This is a genomic window from Flavobacterium branchiicola (assembly GCF_018383905.1).
In the GTDB taxonomy this organism is placed as follows: domain Bacteria; phylum Bacteroidota; class Bacteroidia; order Flavobacteriales; family Flavobacteriaceae; genus Flavobacterium; species Flavobacterium branchiicola.
Genome location: NZ_JAGYWA010000011.1, coordinates 102,527 through 125,733 on the forward strand (window position 1 = coordinate 102,527; position 23,207 = coordinate 125,733).

Annotated in this window: 14 protein-coding genes; 13 read left to right on the top strand and 1 reads right to left on the bottom strand. The window is 34.4% G+C overall.

Going from position 1 to position 23,207, the window contains the following annotated elements; translation table 11 throughout:
- The first annotated feature begins 9 nt into the window (after positions 1 to 9).
- On the top strand, positions 10 to 1,632 hold the full coding sequence (locus KHA98_RS21690) for a UxaA family hydrolase (protein WP_213260082.1): 1,623 nt from the start codon (positions 10 to 12) through the stop codon (positions 1,630 to 1,632).
- A 424-nt stretch (positions 1,633 to 2,056) separates the two neighbouring features.
- Here KHA98_RS21690 and KHA98_RS21695 read toward each other — a convergent pair whose 3' ends face one another.
- Positions 2,057 to 3,085: a LacI family DNA-binding transcriptional regulator gene (locus KHA98_RS21695; RefSeq protein ID WP_213260083.1), complete on the bottom strand. Its 1,029-nt coding sequence runs from the start codon at positions 3,083 to 3,085 to the stop codon at positions 2,057 to 2,059.
- A 343-nt stretch (positions 3,086 to 3,428) separates the two neighbouring features.
- On the opposite strand from KHA98_RS21695, the gene KHA98_RS21700 reads away from it, so the two are divergent.
- The 12 genes from KHA98_RS21700 to KHA98_RS21755 all read left to right on the top strand — a co-directional run.
- Positions 3,429 to 4,811: a glycoside hydrolase family 28 protein gene (locus KHA98_RS21700; RefSeq protein ID WP_246522478.1), complete on the top strand. Its 1,383-nt coding sequence runs from the start codon at positions 3,429 to 3,431 to the stop codon at positions 4,809 to 4,811.
- A 41-nt stretch (positions 4,812 to 4,852) separates the two neighbouring features.
- Positions 4,853 to 8,026 carry a SusC/RagA family TonB-linked outer membrane protein gene (locus KHA98_RS21705; protein ID WP_213260085.1) on the top strand — a complete coding sequence of 1,058 codons (3,174 nt, stop codon included), beginning with the start codon at positions 4,853 to 4,855 and terminating at the stop codon, positions 8,024 to 8,026.
- 10 nt (positions 8,027 to 8,036) lie between these two features.
- Positions 8,037 to 9,722, top strand: a complete 1,686-nt coding sequence (locus KHA98_RS21710) for a RagB/SusD family nutrient uptake outer membrane protein (RefSeq protein ID WP_213260086.1) — start codon at positions 8,037 to 8,039, stop codon at positions 9,720 to 9,722.
- Between the two features lie 117 nt (positions 9,723 to 9,839).
- Positions 9,840 to 10,775, top strand: coding sequence for an alpha/beta hydrolase (locus KHA98_RS21715; RefSeq protein ID WP_213260087.1), 936 nt, complete (start codon positions 9,840 to 9,842; stop codon positions 10,773 to 10,775).
- A gap of 10 nt (positions 10,776 to 10,785) precedes the next feature.
- The gene (locus KHA98_RS21720; RefSeq protein WP_213260088.1) at positions 10,786 to 11,751 is read left to right on the top strand and encodes a DUF4861 family protein; all 966 of its coding nucleotides are present in this window, start codon (positions 10,786 to 10,788) and stop codon (positions 11,749 to 11,751) included.
- Positions 11,752 to 11,755: 4 nt separating this feature from the next.
- Positions 11,756 to 12,979, top strand: a complete 1,224-nt coding sequence (locus KHA98_RS21725; protein WP_213260089.1) for a glycoside hydrolase family 88/105 protein — start codon at positions 11,756 to 11,758, stop codon at positions 12,977 to 12,979.
- Positions 12,980 to 13,002: 23 nt separating this feature from the next.
- Positions 13,003 to 14,220, top strand: coding sequence for a glycoside hydrolase family 88/105 protein (locus KHA98_RS21730; RefSeq protein WP_213260090.1), 1,218 nt, complete (start codon positions 13,003 to 13,005; stop codon positions 14,218 to 14,220).
- Positions 14,221 to 14,482: 262 nt separating this feature from the next.
- Entirely contained in the window at positions 14,483 to 16,081 is a 1,599-nt protein-coding gene (locus KHA98_RS21735; protein ID WP_213260091.1) for a glycoside hydrolase family 43 protein, read from the top strand.
- A gap of 221 nt (positions 16,082 to 16,302) precedes the next feature.
- Entirely contained in the window at positions 16,303 to 18,300 is a 1,998-nt protein-coding gene (gene pelA, locus KHA98_RS21740) for a pectate lyase (protein WP_213260092.1), read from the top strand.
- Between the two features lie 125 nt (positions 18,301 to 18,425).
- Entirely contained in the window at positions 18,426 to 19,775 is a 1,350-nt protein-coding gene (locus KHA98_RS21745; protein WP_213260093.1) for a glycoside hydrolase family 28 protein, read from the top strand.
- Between the two features lie 313 nt (positions 19,776 to 20,088).
- Complete coding sequence (locus KHA98_RS21750) at positions 20,089 to 20,832, top strand: rhamnogalacturonan acetylesterase (RefSeq protein WP_213260094.1); 744 nt, start codon at positions 20,089 to 20,091, stop codon at positions 20,830 to 20,832.
- Between the two features lie 600 nt (positions 20,833 to 21,432).
- Positions 21,433 to 23,207, top strand: a 1,775-nt coding sequence (locus KHA98_RS21755; RefSeq protein ID WP_213260095.1) for an autotransporter outer membrane beta-barrel domain-containing protein, incomplete at its 3' end; no start/stop codon positions are given.

Below are 23,207 nucleotides of genomic sequence, written 5' to 3' on the forward strand. Positions count from 1 at the left end.
ACTATAGTTATGGCAACGCAAAAAAAATTAATAAAAGTTCATCCTACTGATAATGTAGCGGTTGCTTTAGTAAATCTTTCTGCCGGAGAAGTAATCAACTTCGAAGGTTCGGATATTACTGTTGAAACTGATGTGAAAATGAAACATAAAATCGCAATGGTTCCTTTTAATGTAGGAGACAGGATTATTATGTATGGGGTTTTGGTGGGAAAAGCAAGCGCCAGAATTGAAGTAGGAGGATTACTTTCTACAGGAAATGTAAAACACGAAAGTGATAAAGTTACAGGGAAAACGGAGACTATTGGCTGGACTGCACCAAATATTGATAAATGGAAAGATAGAACTTTCCTGGGCTATCACAGAGAAGACGGACAAGTTGGAACTGAAAATGTATGGTTGTTTTTTCCTTTAGTTTTCTGTGAAAATAGAAATATCGAAATCCTGAAAGATATTTTCGAAAAGGAATTGATGAAGCCAAAAGAGAATGATTATCAATTACTTCTTCGTTCTTTAGTTAGTAAAGAAAACGGATCTGAAGGAACTGAGGTAAAATCGAATGAAGACGATTTATTTAAAAATATTGAAGTAAAATTCATTACGCACCAAGGTGGTTGCGGCGGAATTCGTCAGGATTCTCATAGTCTGGCGAAGTTATTGGCAGGTTATGTAAATAATCCAAATGTTGCCGGAGCTACCGTTTTGAGTTTAGGATGTCAGAATCTTCAGATTCAGATTTTTAAAGATGCATTAGATGAGATTAATCCAAATAGTAAAAAGCCAGTTTTGATTTACGATCAGCAACAAATTGGTACTATTGAAGCAATGTTAAGCAGCGTTGTAAAAGATACTTTTGAAGCTATTAAAAAAGCAAACGAACTGGAAAGAACTCCAGCACCTTTATCTAAACTTAAAATTGGTTTAGAGTGTGGTGGATCTGATGGGTTTTCAGGAATTTCTGCAAACCCGACACTAGGTGTGACTTCAGATTTATTAGCGGCTTTAGGAGGGACTACGATACTTTCTGAATTCCCGGAATTATGTGGAGTAGAGCAGGAATTAGTAAACCGTTGTGTTGAGGATGAAGGCGGAGAACGTTTTCTGGAATTAATGAAATGGTACGAGAAAACGGTTGTAGATGCAGGTTCAGGATTTGATATGAATCCTTCTCCGGGAAACATTAAAGACGGCTTAATTACAGATGCAATGAAATCTGCAGGAGCAGCAAAAAAAGGAGGAACTTCTCCAATTGTTGGTGTTTCAGATTATGGAGAATACATTACAAAACCGGGATTGAACTTGCTTTGCACACCAGGAAACGATGTAGAATGTACAACGGCAATGGTAGGTTCCGGAGCAAACATGGTTTTGTTTACCACAGGATTAGGAACTCCAACCGGAAATCCGATTGCGCCGGTTGTTAAAATCTCATCCAATTCTGATTTAGCAGCTAAAATGTCTGATATTATCGACATCGATACAGGAGGAATTATTACCGGTGAAAAATCAATTGATGAAATGGCAGATGAAATGCTTGAATTTATTATTGATGTTGCCAGCGGTACTATCAAAACAAAAGCAGCGATATTAAATCAAAACGATTTTATTCCTTGGAAAAGAGGAGTTTCGCTTTAATTTTTTTACCTATAAGTTAAAATACGGAGACGCACAGTAGTGCGTCTTTTTTTTTACCATATAAGTTATATAAGTCCATTTGAAAAAGTTTTTATATAGACTTATTTGTAAAAGAAAAGTATATAGGTCAATGTGTAGAGACGTACAGTAGTGCATCTTTTTTTTTTACCATATAAGTTATATAAGTCCATTTGAAAAAGTTTTTATATAGACTTATTTGTAAAAGAAAAGCATATAAGTCAATGTGTGGAGAAGTACAGTAGTGCGTCTTTTTTTTTACCTTATAAGTTGGGTAAGTTCATTTAAAAGGTCTTGTTTGAATAGACGTTTATGTAAAAAAAAGAAACCATATAAATCATATTTATAGACAAAGCTTAAATTGTCTTATATTACTTATATGGTTTAATATTTTGAAAAAAAGCTACTAAGAGTTTGTTCTCGAAGATGATTTACGGATGTGTAATTCAGGTGCAAGCACTACCTTTTTTTCGATTTTTATCGTGTGGGTTTTGTCTACTTGTTCTAAGAAAACACGGGCAGACATTTTTCCCATTTCCAAAGAAGACTGATCTACAGAAGTTATAGATAATTCCATAAATTTAGTGAAAGGTTCGTTACTGAAACCGGCCACACAAAAGTCCTTTGGAATACTAATATTTCTTTCTTTTAGTTCCTGAATAGCGCCTAATGCTGCAAAATCACTCGAAGAAAAAATAGCATCAGGAGGAGTAGAAAGCTGAAGTAATTTATCTACAGCTGCTTTGCCGGCATCCAGACTACTTTTGGTCTGAATAACATATTCCTCATTAAATTCCATTCCGTTATCCAGTAAAGCTTGTTTGTAACCTAAAAACCTGTTTTTGAAAATCTCAAAAGACTGATCTCCGGAAAAATGGGCAATGGCACGACAACCCTCATCAATAAGATGTTTAGTAGCAATGTAACCACCTTTAAAGTCGTTTATTGTTACAGAACTTACACCTTCTATATGTTTACTTCTGTCAAAAAAGATCAGAGGTACATTTTTTTCTAATACATAACGAAAGGCCGGATCATTCTCGCTGGTCACATCAGTAACCGACATGATGATCCCATCTACCTGAGCATCAATTAAAGTATAGAGATTTTCATTTTCTCTTTTGGCACTTTCGTGTGTTTGACAAATAATTACCTGATAACCGTGTGGTTGAAGTTCTTCTTCAATACCTCTAATAACAGAAGCGAAAAAGTTACTGTCAATACGAGGAACAATAACACCAATGTTATTGCTTCGTCCGCTTTTTAATGCCAGCGCCAATTTATTTTGCTTGTAGTTCATAGAAGCAGCGGTTTTAATAACCAGGTCGCGGGTGCTTTCTTTTATTTTCGGATTGTTGTTTAACGCTCTGGAAACAGTTGCAGCAGTGATATTCAATTTCTTGGCAATATCATAAATGGTTATTTTTTCGCTCATTCTAAAAGGTTTTCAGATTTAATTCTAGACAAAAATACATTTTTTTTATATAATTCAATATTTATTGTTATCGATTACCATAATTTATAATTAAAACGTTTTCGGTTTTATAATGATAACAAATTGTGCGTTTTTTTATATTAAGTGTAAATATAATTTAAAATAAAAATTAAATATATAAATTTTTTCTAAATTAATTTGCTGTGTTGAAACAATTTTTATACTTTCGTGTAATCGATTACAATAATTCGACATTTTGCTTGTCAAAACATTAATTTCAACGTAAATGATTGCAAATAAGTTTATAGTGTTAAAATCAATTGCTTCTTTAATTGTCTTTTCGATGGTAGTTCTATCATGCGGAAAACAAGTTTCGGGCGTTTCTGAGACTAATCCCTGGAAAAAGATGGAATTGATCATAAAAAGTATTCCAGAAACCCGCTTTTTAGACAAAACCTATAACATAAATGATTTTGGAGCTGTAGCAGATGGAAAAACGATGAATACGTTAGCTTTTGAGAAAGCAATTCAAAAATGTGCAGCAAATGGCGGAGGAAAAGTTGTAGTTCCAGACGGAAAATACTTAACAGGACCGATTCATTTAGAAAGTAATGTGAATTTACATTTAGAAGATCAGGCTGAAATTCTTTTCAGTACCAATTCAAAAGATTATCCAATTGTACATACTTCTTTTGAAGGGACTGAATTAATGAATTATTCACCTCTTATATATGCAAGGAATAAAACGAATGTGGCGATAACCGGAAAAGGAATCTTAAACGGACAAGCGAATAATGCAAACTGGTGGTCCTGGTGCGGACATAAAAAATACGGTTGGGAAAAAGGACAGCCTTCCCAGATGGATCCGCTTAATCGCGACAATTTGGTAGAAATGGCCGAAAAAGGAATTCCGGTTTCGGAACGCATTTTTGGAGAAGGTCATTATTTGCGTCCGAATTTTATTGAATTCTTTGAATGTAATACTGTATTAGTGAAAGATATTACGGTTATAAATGCGCCATTTTGGATTCTTCATCCTTTAAAATCAAATAATGTAATTATCGACGGAGTCACAGTTAACAGCCACGGACCAAACAATGATGGTTGTGATCCTGAATATTCTCAAAATGTAATTATCAGAAACTGCACTTTTAATACAGGAGACGATTGTATTGCCATAAAATCGGGCAGAGACGGAGACGGAAGACGAGTTGGAATTCCGAGTAAAAATATCATCGTTCAAAACTGCAAAATGATTGATGGTCATGGCGGAGTTGTGATGGGAAGTGAAATTACAGCAGGCGTGAATAATGTGTATGTAGAAAACTGTGTAATGGATAGTCCAGAGCTGGATCGCGCCATCAGAATCAAAACAAATTCAAAACGCGGCGGAACAACCGAAGATATTTTTGTTAGAAATATAGAAGTAGGAACCGTTAAAGAATGTGTCTTGAGAGTGACCATGTTTTATGATGTATATGGGAGTCAGTCCGGAAATTTTATCCCTACAATCAGGAATATAAATCTTGAAAATATTAAAGTGAAAAACGGGGGCAAATATGGAATTTTTGCTGATGGTTATGCAACATCACCAATAGAAAACATCACATTTAAAAATGTTACGATTGCAAAAGTAGATTCGGTCTTTTCTCTTAAAAACGTCAAAAATGTAAATTTTATAAACACTTATATAAATGGAAAGAAAATAGAATCGCTTAAAAACTAAATACTACTTAAATTAACATTTAACCAAACCAAAAACCAATTATGAACATTGAACAATTATCAAAGAAAAAAATAAAATACAATCTTGTATTTTTATTTTTCCTGAATTTCTTTTTGATGAATGCCGTGAGCGCACAATCGACCATTGTTGAAGGGAAAATTACAGATGCTAAAGGATTATCCCTGCCAGGGGTAAATGTCCAGGAAAAAGGAACTAAAAATGGTACTTCGACAGATTTTGAAGGAAGTTTTAAAATTAATGTTACCAATAATAAAGCTACATTAATAATAAGTTATTTAGGTTTTCAGACACAGGAAGTTAATATTGCCGGAAAATCTAAAGTAAATGTGAGCCTTTCAGAACAATCAAATGCACTTACAGAAGTTGTGGTTGTAGGATATGGCTCAGTAAAGAAAACAGATGTAACAGGAGCGGTAAATACTTTATCTGCAGCTAAAATTACAGAACGAAATGTGACAAACCCAATGGAAGCAATCCAGGGGGGAATTGCCGGGGTACAGATAACCTCAAATTCAGGTCGTATTGGTGATGGTTTTAATGTTGTTATCAGAGGATCAAATTCAATCAATAAAGACGGTTCTAAACCTCTTTTTGTAGTAGATGGTGTTCCAACAGATAATATCGACTTTTTGAATCCACAGGATATTGCCAGAATGGACGTACTTAAAGATGCATCTTCTGCGGCTATTTATGGTTCAAGAGGAGGAAGTGGTGTAATCATTGTAACAACAAAAAGTGGCGCAAATGCTAAATCTGGGGTTGTAGTTTCTTTTGATACTTCTTACGGAAATAAAGAAGCAGTGAGATTACCAAAATTAATGAGCCCTGAAAAATGGTGGTATTACCATCAATCTGCATTTTTGGCTACGAGTATTTCTGCTACAAATCCAACTTATATGGATATTGATGCAACAGAATTAAATACTGCAGTTGGTCAGGCGGGTACAAATCCGGTTTTGTTTCAAAGAGTAGCCAATAATAAAAGTTTTAATTGGCAGGATGCAGTTCTAAAAGGTGGTATGATGTCAAACAATTATCTAAACGTTAGTGGTCGTGCAGATAATGGACTTTCTTATAACTTAGGTTTAGGCGCACAAAAAGAAACCGGAGTTATTGATAATGAAGGAATCCACAAATACAATTTCAAAGCAGGTTTAAACCATAAAGTAAATGATAAGATTTCATTTGGAGCAAACCTTACAATCTCTAAAACGGAAGAACAATTAGGTAGTGCAACTGCTATGCAGGAAGCTTTCAGACAAAATCCATATACGTCGCCATGGGCAATTGATGCCGCAGGTAATGAGATTGTTGGAACTTATGCACAACAACCAGGTACATTAAGATATCCTAATGGTAACCTTGCAATTAATAAAACAGGTTCTTACAATCCGCTTTTAGAAATTAGAAACTCCAGCGACGAGATCAACAGATGGATCACACTTGGAAATATTTTTGCAGAATACAAAGCAACAAGCTGGTTATCATTTAAAACTACATTTTCTGCTGGAAAAGAGGATGCAAGAGAAGGTAGATCTTTAGGTGCTCAAACCGATTTTGGTCTTAAAAATAAAAGTTTGACTTCTGGGGACGTAACCAATATTTCAAATTTCAATTATACTTGGGACAATCAGTTTAATATCAATTATACATTAAAGGAAAACCATGTATTTAGTTTCTTAGGACTTCAGAGTTTTTATTCTAATACCACAGAAATGTATTTTCAATCTTCAAGAGAAAATCCATTCGATACAGGTTTCTATAATTTAGCTTCAGGGCCTCAGTCAACCTATTCTTTAACGCCATCAGGAACAATTGCTTTGATTCCGTCAGGAGTATTTTTGCCATATTCTAAAAACACATTAGAATCTTATGCAGCTCGTCTTAATTATGCTTTCAAGGGACGTTATTTATTGACAGCTTCTGTGAGATATGACGGTTCTTCTGTTTTGGCTGAAGGAAATAAATGGACAGCATTCCCATCTGTAGCTTTAGGATGGAATATTCATCAGGAAAATTTCATGAAAAATGCTTCTGCTGTATCTAATCTTAAATTGAGAGGAAGTTTTGGTTATACAGGAAATGATAATGTGAGCCCATACTCAAGTTTAAATGTCTTAAAAGTGCCAACCTATTATGATTTTAATGGTACAGTTGCAAACGGGTATACATCTGCAAGTTTAGGAAACCCAGGATTAAGCTGGGAAAAAACCAGAGAGGTGAATTTAGGTTTAGACTTTGGATTTGTGAAAAACAGAATTTCGGGTAGTGTTGATGTTTACGACAGATTATCTAAAGATTTATTATTCCAACAAGCATTACCTTTAGAAATAGGAGTTCCTACGATGACTTCAAACGTTGGTTCGGTGAGTAATAAAGGTATTGAGGTTGCATTGGTAACTAAAAACATTCAGACTAAAAATGTGTCTTGGGAAACTAGTTTTACATTCACAAAAAATGTAAACAAATTAGAATCTATCTACGGACAAGATAAGGTTGATGATGTTGGAAACAACTTATTTATTGGAGAAAATATTCATTCGTACTACAACTACGTTTTTGATGGAGTTTGGCAGGAAAGTGAAGCTGCAAAAGCTTTAAGCTATGGTCAGAAACCAGGTGAGGCAAAAGTAAAAGATTTAAACAACGACGGAAAAATTGATGCTAATAATGACCGTGCAATTTTAGGAAATTACGATCCTAAATGGTCTGGAAGTTTTTCTACTACTTTAAGAGTTAAACAATTCGATTTGTCATTGTCTTTAATCACAAATCAGGGAATGACAGTATTTAGTGGTTTCCACGATAATTTTGCTGACGTTACAGACAGAGGTCGTCAAAAATTAGATTTAGGAGACTGGTATATTCCTGCTAATGGAGCTGGTATTGCACAACAATATTCAAACACAAACCCGTTACCACGTGGCGCAGGTGTTTATTATGATACAAACAATGTTGCTTTTTACAAAGATGCATCATTCGTAAAAGTGCAAAATATAGCAGTAGGCTATAGTCTTGATAATGATTTGCTTAATAAACTGAAACTTAAAAGCATGCGTTTTTATGTGAATGTATTGAATCCGTTTGTATTTACCGATTATGAAGGGTATGATCCGGAGTGGGCAACAGCAGCACTAGCGGTTAACCGTGTGTCTACAATGACGGTACAAATGGGATTAAGTTTAAAATTTTAAATTAAAGAAAATGAAAAAAGTTATCATACTTATAGGAATTCTAACCCTTAGTTTAAATTCCTGCTCCAATTATATAGAAGAAGAAAACCGTTCTTACGGTTCAGCAGACCAGTATTTTATCACAGGTCCGGGATTTGAATCCTTAATAAACACTAATTATTCGACACTAAAAGATATTTACGGTGGTGACCCATGGTTATTTGAAGCAGGTACAGATATGTATTCTGAGGGAAGAAATCAGGAACCGGAAGGATTAAGTAAATATCTGACTTTATCTTCATCATCTGCAGGAGTTGATCAATTGTACAGAACTTGTTATACTGGTATTCAGCAAGCCAACAAAGGATTGTATTATTCGACAATAACTGAAAAAACCAGCACATTGGAAACCAGAATTGGAGAATTGAAATTTTTAAGAGCAAACGCTTACTTTTTATTAGTTCAAACCTATGGAGGAGTTCCGATTGTATTAGACAATATCAGTACAGAGGTGACATCCTTTGATAGAAATACAGCAGAAGAAGTTTACACACAAATCTTAAAAGATCTTAATGAAGCGCTGCCGGCAGTAAGTACAGCAGCTTATGGAGGAAGAGTAAATAAAAGAGCCGTTCAGCATTTATTGGCAAAAGTATACCTGACAAGAGGATACGAAGCATTTGGAACTTCGGCAGATTTTACAACAGCAGCTACAATTGCAGATCAGGCTATTAACGGTCAGGCATTAAATGTATCTTTTGATAATGTAGTAAAGCCAGGAAACGAAATGAATCTTGAAACTATATTTTCTGTACAGTTTTCAGTTGCTTCAAACGCAACAGGTGTAACAGGTTTGGGAAGTTCTCAAAACTACTGGTTTAGTTCTTATTTAGGGCCTGCAAACTCGGGCGTGTACCCAAATAGAAGTTATACACTTTGTCCTACTGCTTATGCATTGTCTTTATTTGAAAAAGGAGACAAACGTTGGGAAGGCAGTTTTATGAACGAAATCTACAGCAAATACTATGATTTTTATAATGTTGCAGATAAATCGGCCTTGAAAATCACCGATTTTTATGAGCCAAGCTGGTTTACGGCAACTGACAGAACAAATTGGAATACGGCCAATGCAGCAAGAAAAGTGGCAACAGGTTTTAGATACCATAACTGGGGAACCTATTCATCGGCAGCAGCGTCTGGAGGAGATTACAATTTGATTCCGGTTCGTAAATTTGATGATCCGCTTTCTCCTTACAGTGGAGCAACAAGTGCAAACTACAATACAACTCCAGTTACTCCTGCAACCAACAGAAGCAGTACACGTGACTTTATTATTTCACGACTTGGAGAAACGTATTTAATTGCAGCAGAAGCTTATTTTAAAGCAGGTGAATCTACAACAGCTTTAGCTCGTTTAAATGAAGTAAGAAGAAGAGCCGGAGGCGGAGTAGCAGGCACAATTCCTGTTCTTACGTCAATCGACATCAATACAATATTAGATGAAAGAGGAAGAGAATTATTAGGAGAATATCACCGTTGGTTTGATTTAAAACGTACAGGAACATTAGTACAAAGAACTGTTTTATACAATCCGAAAATTACTAATGCAAGTGTTTTTAACGGACAAAACGGAAATCTTAAAATCCTGAGACCAATTCCTCAGTCAGCATTAGATTTAAACAGAAATAAAAATTTCCCTCAAAACCCTGCCTATTAATTGTGTGTGATTATTAATAGTAATTTAATTTTTTTGAGAAAATTGTTTTTTTGAAGTAGTTAAAAAGGAGTTTGATCCCGTATCAGACTCCTTTCTTAACTAAAATAGAAGCTCAGAATGAAGCCATTTGTATTATTTTTATTGTTATTTTTAAAAAGCATTTCGGCGCAATGCCAATATAGTATTGATACATCGTACACAGTAAAAAGTACTTACATTAAACTCATAAAACAATATCCTTTTATCACAATAGTAAAGGAAAAAAAGAATAAAAATGTTGATCAGATCAACGATGTTGTTTACGATCAAAAAGAAAACAGAGCATTACATTTAGATGCTTATTTTTATAAAAAGAAAAAAGGAAACCCTGCCGTAATCATGATTCATGGTGGCGGATGGCGATCAGGAAATAAAAACCAAATGCAGGTTTTAGCACAGGAAATCGCCTCAAAAGGCTATTCGTGTTTTGCAGTTGAATACAAATTATCATTAGAAGCAAAATATCCGGAAGGGATTTATGATATTAAAAACGCGATTAAATTTATAAAAGATAATGCTAAGAAATTTCATGTTGATCCAGACAAAATAGCTGTTTTAGGATGTTCCTCAGGAGGTCAGATGGCTGCTTTGATTGGTACAACAAATGAAAATACAGCTTTTGAAGATTCGGTTTTTAAAAGTAAATCTTCTTCAAAAGTAAATGCAATTATTGATGTAGACGGAATTTTAGCTTTTAAACATCCCGAATCAAAAGAAGGAGAAATGGCATCGTTTTGGTTAAAAGGTTCTTACGAAGAAGACCCTGATAATTGGAAAAACGCATCGGCTTTAAGCCACACCGATAAAAATACACCTCCAATATTGTTTATCAACAGTAGTTTTGAGAGGTTTCATGCCGGAAGAGATGATATGATAGCAATTCTGAATCAGAATAAAATATACAATGAAGTACAGACCATTGAAAATTCACCACATTCATTTTGGTTTTTTCAACCCTGGTTTGATGAAATGAATAAGTACATAATACATTTTTTGGATAAAATATTTAAATAATACAAAACGAATGAAAGCAAAAATCACCGCAGCAATCTTATTTTTAGCAGGAATTACAGCCGTAAATGCTCAAAAATATGACATCAAAAAGAATAAAACATATGCTGAAATATCGGCAAAGACAGATGGAAAATGGGAAGCGCGAAAATATATTGGTGGTACAGTTTTTAAAAATGTAGACAGATTAAAACTGGCTCCGGAACATACAGATCATTCTTTTGATATTCGTTATGAAGGTCCGGGTTGGGAAAACAACCGAATTGGATACCGCTTATATTTAGACTGGAGAAATGCGATTGATATTTTCGGAAAGAAAACTTCAGAAAATATTCTGCCAAAAGTAGGACAGGATAATTTTGATTCGTATCATGAAATGAGCGATTGGGGAGCTGATATTCTGAAAGCCGGAAAAGGAATCGGAATAGGATCGATAGATCGTTATTTAAACAATGAAAAATTGCATTTTAGAGAAGTAGATTCGACAATTGCAACCGTATTTAATAATGAAAAAGAATCTGTAGTAAAAGTAAATTATTACGGATGGAAAACAGCTTCAGACAAAATTGATTTCACTTCAGTTTTAACCATTAAGCCAGACGAACTTTATACAAAACATACCATTCAGGCTTCCAAAGAAATTAAAGGAATCTGTACCGGAATTGTAAAGCAAAAGAACACGGAATTGCTTAAAAAAGAAAGTAAAAATAAAAAATGGGCTTATCTGGCAACTTACGGCACACAATCTTTGGTTCCGGATAAATTAGGAATGGCCATTTTTTATGAAGTGAATACAATCGAAAGTACTCAGGATACAGATCTGGATTATTTATTAGTATTTAAACCTACAACAAAATCGACTTCGTTTTATCTTTTAGGCGCGTGGGAGCAAGAGGTAAACGGAATTAAATCTAAAGAAGATTTTGTAAAATACTTAGATCAAAAATTAGAAATTTTAAACAAAAAAGGTAAAATGTAACCGTATGTATAAATTAGTTTCTGCTAAGATCACTTTTATAAATTGTGCGATCGTTTTACTGCTGTTTTTTGGTAGTAAAACAATGGCGCAAAACCAGAACGTTTCAGATACAACTCCAATTTCGTATGACTTAAAATGGTCAGAAAGAACAGCACTTTCTATTTTGAGCAAATACCCAAATGCATGGCAGCTTGATGGAAATGAGAAACCGAAATGGGATTATAAAATGGGTTTTGTATTGTCTGGTTTCGAGAAATTATACCAAAAAACGAACAATAAAAAATACCTGAATTATATCAAAGAGTATGTTGATATAATGATCGACAGCACGGGACATATTAAAAAATACGAACAAAAAGAATACAACATCGATTGCTTAAATCCGGGAAAACTGTTGTTTAATTTATATGATGAAACAAAAGATTCGCGTTATTTTAATCTTGTTGGCGAATTAAGAAATCAGTTGGAAACGCAGCCAAGAACACCAAGCGGAGGATTTTGGCACAAGCAAATTTATCCCAACCAAATGTGGATTGATGGTTTGTATATGGCTGAGCCTTTCTATACCCAATTTACAATTAAGTACGAAAAGGGCAGAAGTTTAGACGATATTGCAAAACAATTTGAGCTGGCGCAAAATCATTTGGTAGATCAAAAAACAGGTTTGGTTTATCAATGTTGGGATGAAAGCAAAGAAATCGCCTGGGCAAACAAACAAACGGGAACTTCACCAACAATATGGGGTAGAGGAATTGGCTGGTACATGATGGCTTTGGTAGAGACTTTAGATTATTTTCCAAAATCACATCCAAAGTATAAAGTTTTGGTTGGTTATCTGAACCAAATTTCTAAGAATGTAAATCAATACAAAAGCGAATCAGGTTTATGGTATCAAATTGCAGATAAACCGGAATTGTACGGAAATTATGTTGAACCTTCGGCATCGGCAATGATTATTTACGCTTTTGCAAAGGGAGCAGACAAAGGATATTTAGGAGCGAGTTATAAATCGACCGCAAAAAAATCATTCGACAGCTTTATAAAAGAGTTTGTAAAAATTGATAAAAAAGGCGAAGTAAATATTCTGAATGTTTCGCCAAATGTAGGTTTGGGTGGAAAGCCTTTTCGCGATGGTACAAACGATTATTACCTAATGGGAAAAACAAAAGAGAATGGTGCAATTGCTTACGGAGCATTTTTACTCAGTGCAATTGAATTAAATAAATAGGATAAAATTTAAAAATATAAAAAATGAATAATAAGAAACACACTTATTTTACAGCGGCAGTTTTAGTTTTTCTAATGGCGTTTACAAGCTGTAAAGTAATTTCTCAGGAAACTGTAAATAAAGATATTATTATTTCTAAAGACTTAAAATGGGCAGATAAAATGGCTTTAACGTTGATGAAACGTCATCCTGAAGCGTATATGATCGACGACTCAAAAACGCCAAAATGGGATTACGTTCATGGCTTGGTATTACATGGTTTAGAAGAATTATATAAAAAAAATCCCGATTCAAGATATCCGGTTTACATCAAAGGATATGTAGATGCTTTGGTTCAGAATGATGGCACAATTAAAACCTATGAACTGGAGAAATACAATATTGATATGGTGGTTGCGGGTCGTTTGCTTTTTAATATTTATGAAACAACCAAAGAAGAAAAATACTTAAAAGCAATGCAATTATTGCGCAAACAAATTGCAGAACAACCAAGAACACAAAGCGGTGGATTCTGGCATAAAAACATTTACCCAAACCAAATGTGGTTAGACGGTTTATACATGGGAGAACCGTTTTATGCACAATATACAGTTACGTTTGAAAACGGAAAAAATCTGGATGATGTAGCCAAACAATTCGAACAAATTCAGTTGCATGCCACAGATCCAAAAACAGGATTATTATATCACGGTTGGGACGAAAGTAAAAAAATGCCATGGGCAAATAAAGAAACAGGAAATTCTCCAAATTTTTGGTCAAGAGCTTTAGGCTGGTATGTAATGGCTTTGGTTGATGTTTTAGATTATATGCCAAAAGAACATCCAAAACACAAAGAATTAGTTCAATACTTAAACAGTGTTTGTGCGGCTATAGCTAAATATCAGGATAAATCAGGATTATGGTATCAGGTAACAGATAAAGGTGCTAAAGAAGGAAACTATCTTGAAGCCTCAGGTTCGTCAATGTTTGCTTATGCTTTTGCAAAAGGAGCAAATAAAGGCTATTTACCTGCAAAATATAAAAAACTGGCTAACAAAGCATTTGACGGCTTAACAACAAAATTAATTAAAGTGGATGCCGATGGCGGAATCACTTTAACTCAGGCGTGCCAGGTTGCAGGTTTGGGAGGAACTCCATACAGAGATGGTTCATACGAATACTATGTAAAGGAAAAAAAGAAAGACAATGATCCAAAAGCAACCGGACCATTTATTTTGGCTGCTGTAGAATTAGGGAGATAATTGTTTATTGTTGATGGTTGATGGTTGATGGTTGGTGTTGATGGTTGATCGCGAAAATTTGGGAAGATTCGGAGTTGTTTGCCCTCCTGAGCGAAGTCGAAGGACGTCACCAATATTCTACAAAGAAAATTGAACTTGTATAAGTATAAAACCCAACAATCCCGAAGCCTCGGAAATTTGAGAAATAATATTTTATTAGAATAAATTTTGGTTTCAGAACCCGACAGGTTTTCAAAACCTGTCGGGTTTAATTTATAAGAAAATGAAAAATATAAAATTCATCATTTTGTTTCTGTCTGTTTTTTTGACAGAGAAAAATTTTGCTCAGGTTTGGGTACCCGACAACGGAGACGGAACTTATACCAACCCAATTATCCATGCCGATTATTCAGATCCCGATGTTGTAAGAGCAGGAGATGATTTTTATATGACAGCTTCGTCATTTAACTGTATTCCGGGGTTGCCAATTTTGCACTCAAAAGATTTGGTGAATTGGAAGATTATTGGTCATGCCTTAATAAAACAAACACCGGTAGAAACCTTTGACAAAGTTCAGCATGGAAACGGAGTCTGGGCACCAAGTATAAACTTTCATAACAATGAATTTTATATATACTATCCCGATCCGGATTTCGGAATTTATATGATAAAAGCCCAAAAAGCAGAAGGTCCGTGGTCGGAGCCCGTTTTGGTTAAAGCCGGAACCGGACTTATCGATCCTAGTCCGTTATGGGATACAGATGGAAAAGTTTATTTGGTTCATGCCTTTGCCGGAAGTCGCGCCAAAATCAAAAGTTTGTTGGTCGTTTGCAGCATGAATGCAGAAGGGACAGCTACAAAAAATGATGAAGTTATGGTGATAGACGGTCACGATGGTGAAGGAACAATTGAAGGACCAAAATTTTACAAGAGAAACAACTATTATTACATTTTTGCACCGGCAGGTGGCGTTGCAACAGGCTGGCAAACCGTTTTAAGATCTAAAAATGTATTTGGCCCTTACGAAAAGAAAAAAGTTCTTGAACAGGGAAAAACAAATATCAATGGGCCGCATCAGGGCGCTTGGGTACAAACACAAACCGGCGAAGACTGGTTTATACATTTTCAGGACAAAGGCGCCTACGGACGCATCGTACATTTGCAACCTATGAAATGGGAAAATGACTGGCCGGTAATGGGACAGGATTTTGATAAAAACGGAATTGGAGAACCGGTTGCAACTTTTAGAAAACCAAACGTAGGGAAGCAATATCCAGTTGAAACTCCGGCAGAATCAGATGAATTTAATACACCAAAATTAGGATTGCAATGGCAATGGCAGGCAAATGCGCAGAATAATTGGGGCTTTCCAACAAGTTTAGGATATTTAAATTTATATTGCTTGCCCACTATCAAAGACAGTAAGAAAATTTTTGAAGCACCGAATTTACTTCTTCAAAAATTTCCTGCTGAAGAGTTTACCGTAACCACAAGATTGACGTTTAATACAAGATTAAATGGCGAAAGCACCGGTTTAATTATTATGGGATTAGATTATAGTTATTTGAATCTTAAAAATGATAACGGAAAATTATACCTGAATCAGAAAACAGGAACTTTTGATAAAAAGGTTGAAGAAACAGAATCTACTCCGGTTTTGATTTCTAACAATACAATTTATTTGAAAGTTAAAATCAAGAAAGGCGGAATCTGTACTTTTTATTATAGTTCAGACGATAAAAAATACCAGCCAATAGGAAATGATTTTGTTTCAAAAGAAGGAAAATGGATTGGAGCTAAAGTTGGTCTTTTTGCTTTAAGCGAAAAAGTGACTAACGATTCAGGAAGTGTAGCGGTCGATTGGTTTAGAGTGACAAAATAAAACGGTAAAAAACATTTTTTTTAGCGATTTAAAAAAAAACGAGTGATATAAGTTGCTTTTACAAGACGTTTTTTAAAAATCAATACTACCGGATATTTTGTAAGAAAAAGATTTCTTAAAATAAGTTTAAATGGATTTTTATTTTTAAAAGCCATTGATCTAACTATAAAATCAATATTTCGACATCATAAAAATTAATTTAAGAGCGAAAAGAAAGTAAAATGATTCAATTTAAAAAAATAGCTGCATTTTTTATACTACTGTTTAGTATAGGTTTGCAGGCACAGAATACGTACAAAAAGTGGCCGGATGTTATTCGTAAAAACGAATCATCCTGGTTTGGTTCTGACGAGGCAAAAAAGATTGCCGAAAATGTATTGCTTTACCAAAGGGATATTGGCGGCTGGCCCAAAAATATTCAAATGCAGAATGAGCTGACTCCTAAAGAAAAAAAGGATTTGCTTGCACTTAAAAAAACAGCTGTAGAAACCACAACAGATAATGGCGCAACATGTCAGGAAATGCTATTTATGTCCAAAATGTACGCTCAAGTAAAAGACGAGCGCTATAAAGATTCATTTTTAAAAGGACTAAATTATTTGTTAGAAGCACAATATGTAAATGGCGGATGGCCACAGTTTTATCCGTTAAAAAAAGGATATTACACGCACATTACTTACAATGATGATTCGATGGTTAATATTTTGAATGTACTGAAAGAAATCAGTCAGGAAACCAACTTTTACAGTATAAAACCATCAAAAGAAATTGTAGAAAAAACACAAAAAGCTTTTGATAAAGGAATCGACTGTATTTTAAAAACGCAATACAAACAGAACGGTGTTTTAACGGCCTGGTGTGCGCAACATGACGAAGTTACTTTGGCACCGGCAAATGCAAGAGCTTTTGAGTTAGCGTCATTAAGTGGTTACGAATCGGTTAAAATTGTATTATTGCTAATGTCAGTTGAAAAGCCGACACCGGAAATTGTTACCGCAGTAAAAAGTGCTGTTGCATGGTTTGAGAAAACTAAAATCACCAATTTAGAAGAAAAAAGAGTTCTGAACGACGAAGGAAAAATTATAGATAAAAAGATGATTCCAACAGCAAATTCGGCGCCTATCTGGGCTCGTTTTATTGATTTAGAAACCAATGAACCTTTCTTTTGTGATCGCGATGGAATCAGAAAAAAATCATTAGATCAAATTGGTTCAGAGAGACGAAATGGATATTCGTGGTATTCAGACGCTGCCAAGGAAGTTCTGAAATTATACCCTTCGTGGGCAATTAAAAACGGAACAAAAGTTAATGTTACAGATAAAAAGAATATAACCCTAATTACTGTTGCTCAGGATGGTTCCGGAGATTTTACCAAAATTCAGGATGCCATTTATGCATGTCCCGCATTTCCGTATGAAAAAATTACCATTAGTATAAAGAATGGAATTTACAATGAAAAAGTCAGAATTCCCGAATGGAATACAAATGTTGCTTTACAAGGCGAAAGCAAAGAAAAAACGATCATTACTTTTGATGATAATTTTTCGAAAATCAATTTAGGAAGAAACAGTACTTTCTATACCTATACACTTTTGGTAGAAGGAGATGATTTTTCTGCTAATGATTTAACCATCAAAAATGCTTCGGGCGATAATGGTCAGGGTATTGCATTATCTGTCGTTGCCAATCGCGCCAAAATTTCAAATTGTATTATTTTAGGAAATCAGGATACTTTATACCTGTCAGGAAAAGTAGCAAAACAATATTTTGTAAACTGTTACATAGAAGGTACTACCGATTTTATTTTTGGAAGTGCAACGGCTTTGTTTGAGAATTGCGAAATTCACAGTATCAAAAACTCGTATATAACGGCAGCTTCAACCCCCGAAGGAATTCCTTTTGGTTTTGTTTTTAAGAATTGTAAACTTACCGCAGAACCAACCACCGATGCTGTTTATTTAGGAAGACCATGGCGCATTTATGCTAAAACAGTTTTTATGAATTGCGAAATGGGAAAACAAATTAAACCGGAAGGCTGGGAAAACTGGTCGAAACCGGAGGCGGAGAAAAAAGCTTTTTATGCAGAGTATAATTGCAGCGGTGAAGGATTTCAACCCTCAAAAAGAGTACAATGGTCACATCAGCTTAAGAAAGCAGAAGCTGAAAAATATACAACAGAAAATATTTTGAAAGATGCAATACCTAATTGGTATTTTTAATAAAGGTTCAGAGGTAAAAAGGAACAAAGATACAAAGATCCGTAGGAACGAAAACACGAAGTATTCCAACTAACCTCTGAACCTTTGCTACTTAAAATCTAAGAACCTCAGAACTTAAAAAAAAAATGAAATATCTACTTCTCTTATTAATCTCCTGCGTTTCCTTTGCCCAGAAAAATAATTTTCCAACAGCAAAAGTCGATTCGATAGTAAACAGAATTCAGCTTCCCGTTTTTCCATCTTTCGAAATAAATATTACAAAATTGGGCGCAAAAGGAGATTCCATTACCAATAATAAAAAGGCTTTCGATAAAGCGATGGCTTTATGCAAAAAAAATAACGGAGGAACTATCATCGTTCCAAAAGGAATTTATAAAATCAATGGACCAATTCATTTTGTAAGTAATGTAAATTTAAAAATTGAAAAAGGAGCCAAAATTAAATTCAGTGATAATCCGCAGGACTATTTACCAATGGTTTTAACGAGCTGGGAAGGAACAATGCTTTACAATTACAGTCCGCTTATTTATGCCAATAATTGCACTAATATTGCTATTTCGGGTGAAGGAACAATCGACGGAGAGGGAGGAAAGATCTGGAAAACGTTTAAAGTAAAAGAAGGTGCAGGAAAAGAACGAAGCCGTGAAATGAATCACAATAGCGTTCCTGTACAGGATAGAAAATTTGGTGAAGGTTATTTTTTAAGACCTCAGATGATTCAGTTTTTAAATTGCAAAAATATATTGGTGGAAAATATCAGAATAGAAAATTCGCCATTTTGGTGTCTTCATCTCTTAAAATCAGTAAGCATAACCGTTCGCGGAATCAGTTATAAATCCTTAAATCATAACAACGACGGAATAGATCCTGAATATGCTAAAGATGTTTTAATAGAAAATGTAACCTTTAATAATGGTGATGATAATGTTGCCATTAAAGCAGGAAGAGATCATGAAGGAAGAACCAATACAGCAACGCCAAGTGAAAACATTGTAATTAGAAATTGTAACTTTAAAGGATTACATGGAGTTGTAATAGGTAGTGAAATGTCGGCAGGAGTACAAAACGTTTTTGTTGAAAATTGCAAAACTATCGGGTATTTAAAAAGAGGAATCTATTTAAAAACAAATGCAGACCGAGGAGGATATATCAAAAATATATTTGTAAAGAATATTCAGTTAGATCAAGTTGAAGACTGTATTTATATTACGGCAAATTATCATGGAGAAGGAAAAGGTTTTCAGTCGGATATATCAAATGTACATTTTTCGAATATAACCTGTAATAAAGCATCAGAATCCGGAATTGTAATTCAGGGATTTCCAAACAAAAAAATCAGTAACATATCCTTTAATAACATCGAAATCAAATCAGCTAAAAATGCCTTATCAAACGAAAACGCAGAAAATGTTTTGATGACAGACGTTTTTATTGGACAAAAGGCGAGCGTACCAACAGCAGTTTCGAAACCCTAGTCAAAGGGGCATAGGTTCAAAGATTTTCTGTAGAGACGCACTGCTGTGCGTCTAACGATACCATCTCTACAAAGCTCGTCATTTTTTTGACAAAGGACTGAAAATACAAAAACGTTGTGACCATTGCAAAAATCTTAGTGTGCTTAGCAGTAAAAAAAAAGCAAAAAACACACAAGAAAATCCAATTAATCGGCTAAATCTGCGAGAGCAAATTTTTCACGAAGATTTATTAAGATCAGAGTAAATCAAAGAGATTTTTTAAAATTTGACAGGAGCGTCGAACAAAAAATAAAAAACAACAAACAACAAACAAATGAAGAAATACATACTCCTTGCACTTTTGATCACCTCAGTAACTTTCGCTCAAAAAACAACCTTATATTGTATTGGGGATTCTACAATGGCCAATAAAAAAGATCCTGATAAAAATCCAGAACATGGATGGGCGCAAGTGTTACAACCTTTTTTTAATGATAATATTGTTGTGGTAAATAAAGCAGTAAATGGCAGAAGTACCAAAAGTTTTATAGCTGAAAAACGCTGGGATTCTATTTACAATAAGCTCAAAAAAGGAGATTATGTTTTTATAGAATTTGGACATAACGACGAAAAAATAGAAGACTCAACACGTTATACTAATCCTCATACGGCGTATCGATATAACTTGATTAAGTTTGTTACAGAAAGCAGGGCCAAGGGAGCAATTCCGATTTTATTGACATCAATAGCACGACGCAATTTTAATGAAAAAGGAGTTTTAATTCCCACACATGGCGATTATCCTCTAGAGGCTCGTTTAGTAGCTCAAGAATATAAAGTGCCTTTTATTGATTTGGAATATTACACAGAAATGCTGGAACAATCTTATGGACCAGAAAAATCAAAACAACTGCATCTCCATTTCAAGGCTGGAGAAAGTTCGTATTACGACAAAGATAAAGCGGATGATACACATCTATCATTATTGGGCGCTACAAAAATTGCTCAGATTGTAATCAATCAGCTTAAAACACAAACAGATTTATCTTTAGAAAAATTGAAAAAAGGTATTAAATAAGATCTTGTGAAGAAACGATAAAAAGATGTCCTAAAGTACAATTTAAAAAACTTTTAGAGTAGGGTTTATTTTGTTGAAAATGAGAACTTTGTGTTCAGAAATATAAGTCATGCTATTTAATTGATTTTCAAATAGTATTTCGAAATTTCTGGTTTAGGACTTTTTAGAGTTGTAAGAAAAGAGAGGATGAGAATCCTCTCTTTTTTATTGATAGTAACTTATTTTGTTGTAAAAATGTTAAGATACTTCTTTAGAAGTTGCAATTTTTAATACAAATTGCAGTAAAATTATTTTGTCTTATTCTGATATTTTTAAAGCTTTTAAAGGTAATTCATAAAATGTTTTTAATTATAACTTTTACAAAAAAGTCTTTATTGAAAACATAGTCTTAAGCCATTAATACAGGGTCTTCCTTTCTTTTTATTGATTAAAATGAATAGCAAAAGTGGGACTTCTCTCGATTTAGCATTATACCTTATTTTACAATTTAAATAACTTCTTGTGGCGCTAATACTTTTGGGATAAAATGATATTTGTAAGCTAATTCTTGTTTTTAAGAATTAACAAATTTGATAAAATAATTAATGCCTAATTAGTGCTATGAGAAACAAATTACTTCCCTTATTTATTATTTTAGGAACTTATTCAATGCATTCGCAGGTGGGTATCGGTACCAAAGATCCACATAAGTCTTCCCAACTAGAAGTTAGTGCTTCAGACAAAGGGGTTTTAATACCTAATGTTGCTTTGACAAGTCTAACAGATGCGGTTACGATTAAAGAAGCTAAAGAAAGTCTTTTAGTGTTTAATATTACAAATAATACTCTTATTGTACCGGGGTATTACTATTGGTATGATAATAGATGGAATAGATTAGCTCTTTCAACAGAAGTTTCAGGATCCGGAACAGTTATTTATAACCCGACTACACAAGAACTTACTTATATCGATAGTTCAGGAAATACTCAGATAATCAATATTAATGATCTTGAAACTATTACTACACTTACAGATAACAATGATGGAACTTATACTTATGTAAATGAGAAAAAAGTTGCTGTTACGATTAATGTCGTAGGAGACGTGACAAGTAACTTCTCAACGATTGCCAACAATACTGAGGTAAAACAGATTATCGAGAATATCGTAAACAATACGACAGGTAATGTAAGTTATGATAATTCTAAAAAAGAGTTTACCTATTTAGACCAAAGCGGTGCAACTCAGGTGATCAACATCAATGATATGGTTAAGAACAACGAAACTGTTACTACGCTTAGTAATAACAATGACGGAACTTACACCTATTCAAATGAGGCAGGAGACAAAGTTACCATCAACGTAATTGGAGATGTGACAAGCAACTTCTCAACGATTGCAAACAATACTACTGTAAAAGAGATTATCGAGAATATCGTAAACAATACAGCAGGAAACGTAAGCTATGACAGCACTAAAAATGAGTTTACTTATTTAGACCAAAGCGGTGCAACGAAGGTGATCAATATCAATGATATGGTTAAGAACAACGAAACTGTTACTACACTTAGTAATAACAACGACGGAACTTACACCTATTCAAATGAGGCAGGAGACAAAGTTACCATCAACGTAATTGGAGATGTGACAAGCAACTTCTCAACAATTGCCAACACTACAGAGGTAAAACAGATTATCGAGAATATCGTAAACAATACGGCAGGAAACGTAAGCTATGACAGCACTAAAAATGAGTTTACTTATTTAGACCAAAGCGGTGCAACGAAGGTGATCAATATCAATGATATGGTTAAGAACAACGAAACTGTTACTACATTAAGTAATAACAACGACGGAACTTACACCTATTCAAACGAGGCAGGAGACAAAGTTACCATCAACGTAATTGGAGATGTAACAAGCAACTTCTCAACAATTGCAAACAATACTGAGGTAAAACAGATTATTGAGAATATCGTAAACAATACGGCAGGAAACGTAAGCTACGACAGCACTAAAAATGAGTTTACTTATTTAGACCAAAGCGGTGCAACGAAGGTGATCAACATCAATGATATGGTTAAGAACAACGAAACTGTTACTACGCTTAGTAATAACAATGACGGTTCTTACACGTATACAAATGAAGCAGGTACTGAGGTTAAAATCAATGTGGTTGGAGATGTAACAAGCAACTTCTCAACGATTGCAAACAATACTACTGTAAAAGAGATTATCGAGAATATCGTAAACAATACGGCAGGAAACGTAAGCTACGACAGCACTAAAAATGAGTTTACTTATTTAGACCAAAGCGGTGCAACGAAGGTGATCAACATCAATGATATGGTTAAGAACAACGAAACTGTTACTACGCTTAGTAATAACAATGACGG

Bases quoted from the DNA above. Each gene is read 5' to 3' on its own strand.
- KHA98_RS21690 (WP_213260082.1), top strand. From the start codon at position 10: ATGGCAACGCAAAAAAAATTAATAAAAGTTCATCCTACTGATAATGTA.
- KHA98_RS21695 (WP_213260083.1), bottom strand. From the start codon at position 3,085: ATGAGCGAAAAAATAACCATTTATGATATTGCCAAGAAATTGAATATC.
- KHA98_RS21700 (WP_246522478.1), top strand. From the start codon at position 3,429: ATGGTAGTTCTATCATGCGGAAAACAAGTTTCGGGCGTTTCTGAGACT.
- KHA98_RS21705 (WP_213260085.1), top strand. From the start codon at position 4,853: ATGAACATTGAACAATTATCAAAGAAAAAAATAAAATACAATCTTGTA.
- KHA98_RS21710 (WP_213260086.1), top strand. From the start codon at position 8,037: ATGAAAAAAGTTATCATACTTATAGGAATTCTAACCCTTAGTTTAAAT.
- KHA98_RS21715 (WP_213260087.1), top strand. From the start codon at position 9,840: ATGAAGCCATTTGTATTATTTTTATTGTTATTTTTAAAAAGCATTTCG.
- KHA98_RS21720 (WP_213260088.1), top strand. From the start codon at position 10,786: ATGAAAGCAAAAATCACCGCAGCAATCTTATTTTTAGCAGGAATTACA.
- KHA98_RS21725 (WP_213260089.1), top strand. From the start codon at position 11,756: ATGTATAAATTAGTTTCTGCTAAGATCACTTTTATAAATTGTGCGATC.
- KHA98_RS21730 (WP_213260090.1), top strand. From the start codon at position 13,003: ATGAATAATAAGAAACACACTTATTTTACAGCGGCAGTTTTAGTTTTT.
- KHA98_RS21735 (WP_213260091.1), top strand. From the start codon at position 14,483: ATGAAAAATATAAAATTCATCATTTTGTTTCTGTCTGTTTTTTTGACA.
- pelA (WP_213260092.1), top strand. From the start codon at position 16,303: ATGATTCAATTTAAAAAAATAGCTGCATTTTTTATACTACTGTTTAGT.
- KHA98_RS21745 (WP_213260093.1), top strand. From the start codon at position 18,426: ATGAAATATCTACTTCTCTTATTAATCTCCTGCGTTTCCTTTGCCCAG.
- KHA98_RS21750 (WP_213260094.1), top strand. From the start codon at position 20,089: ATGAAGAAATACATACTCCTTGCACTTTTGATCACCTCAGTAACTTTC.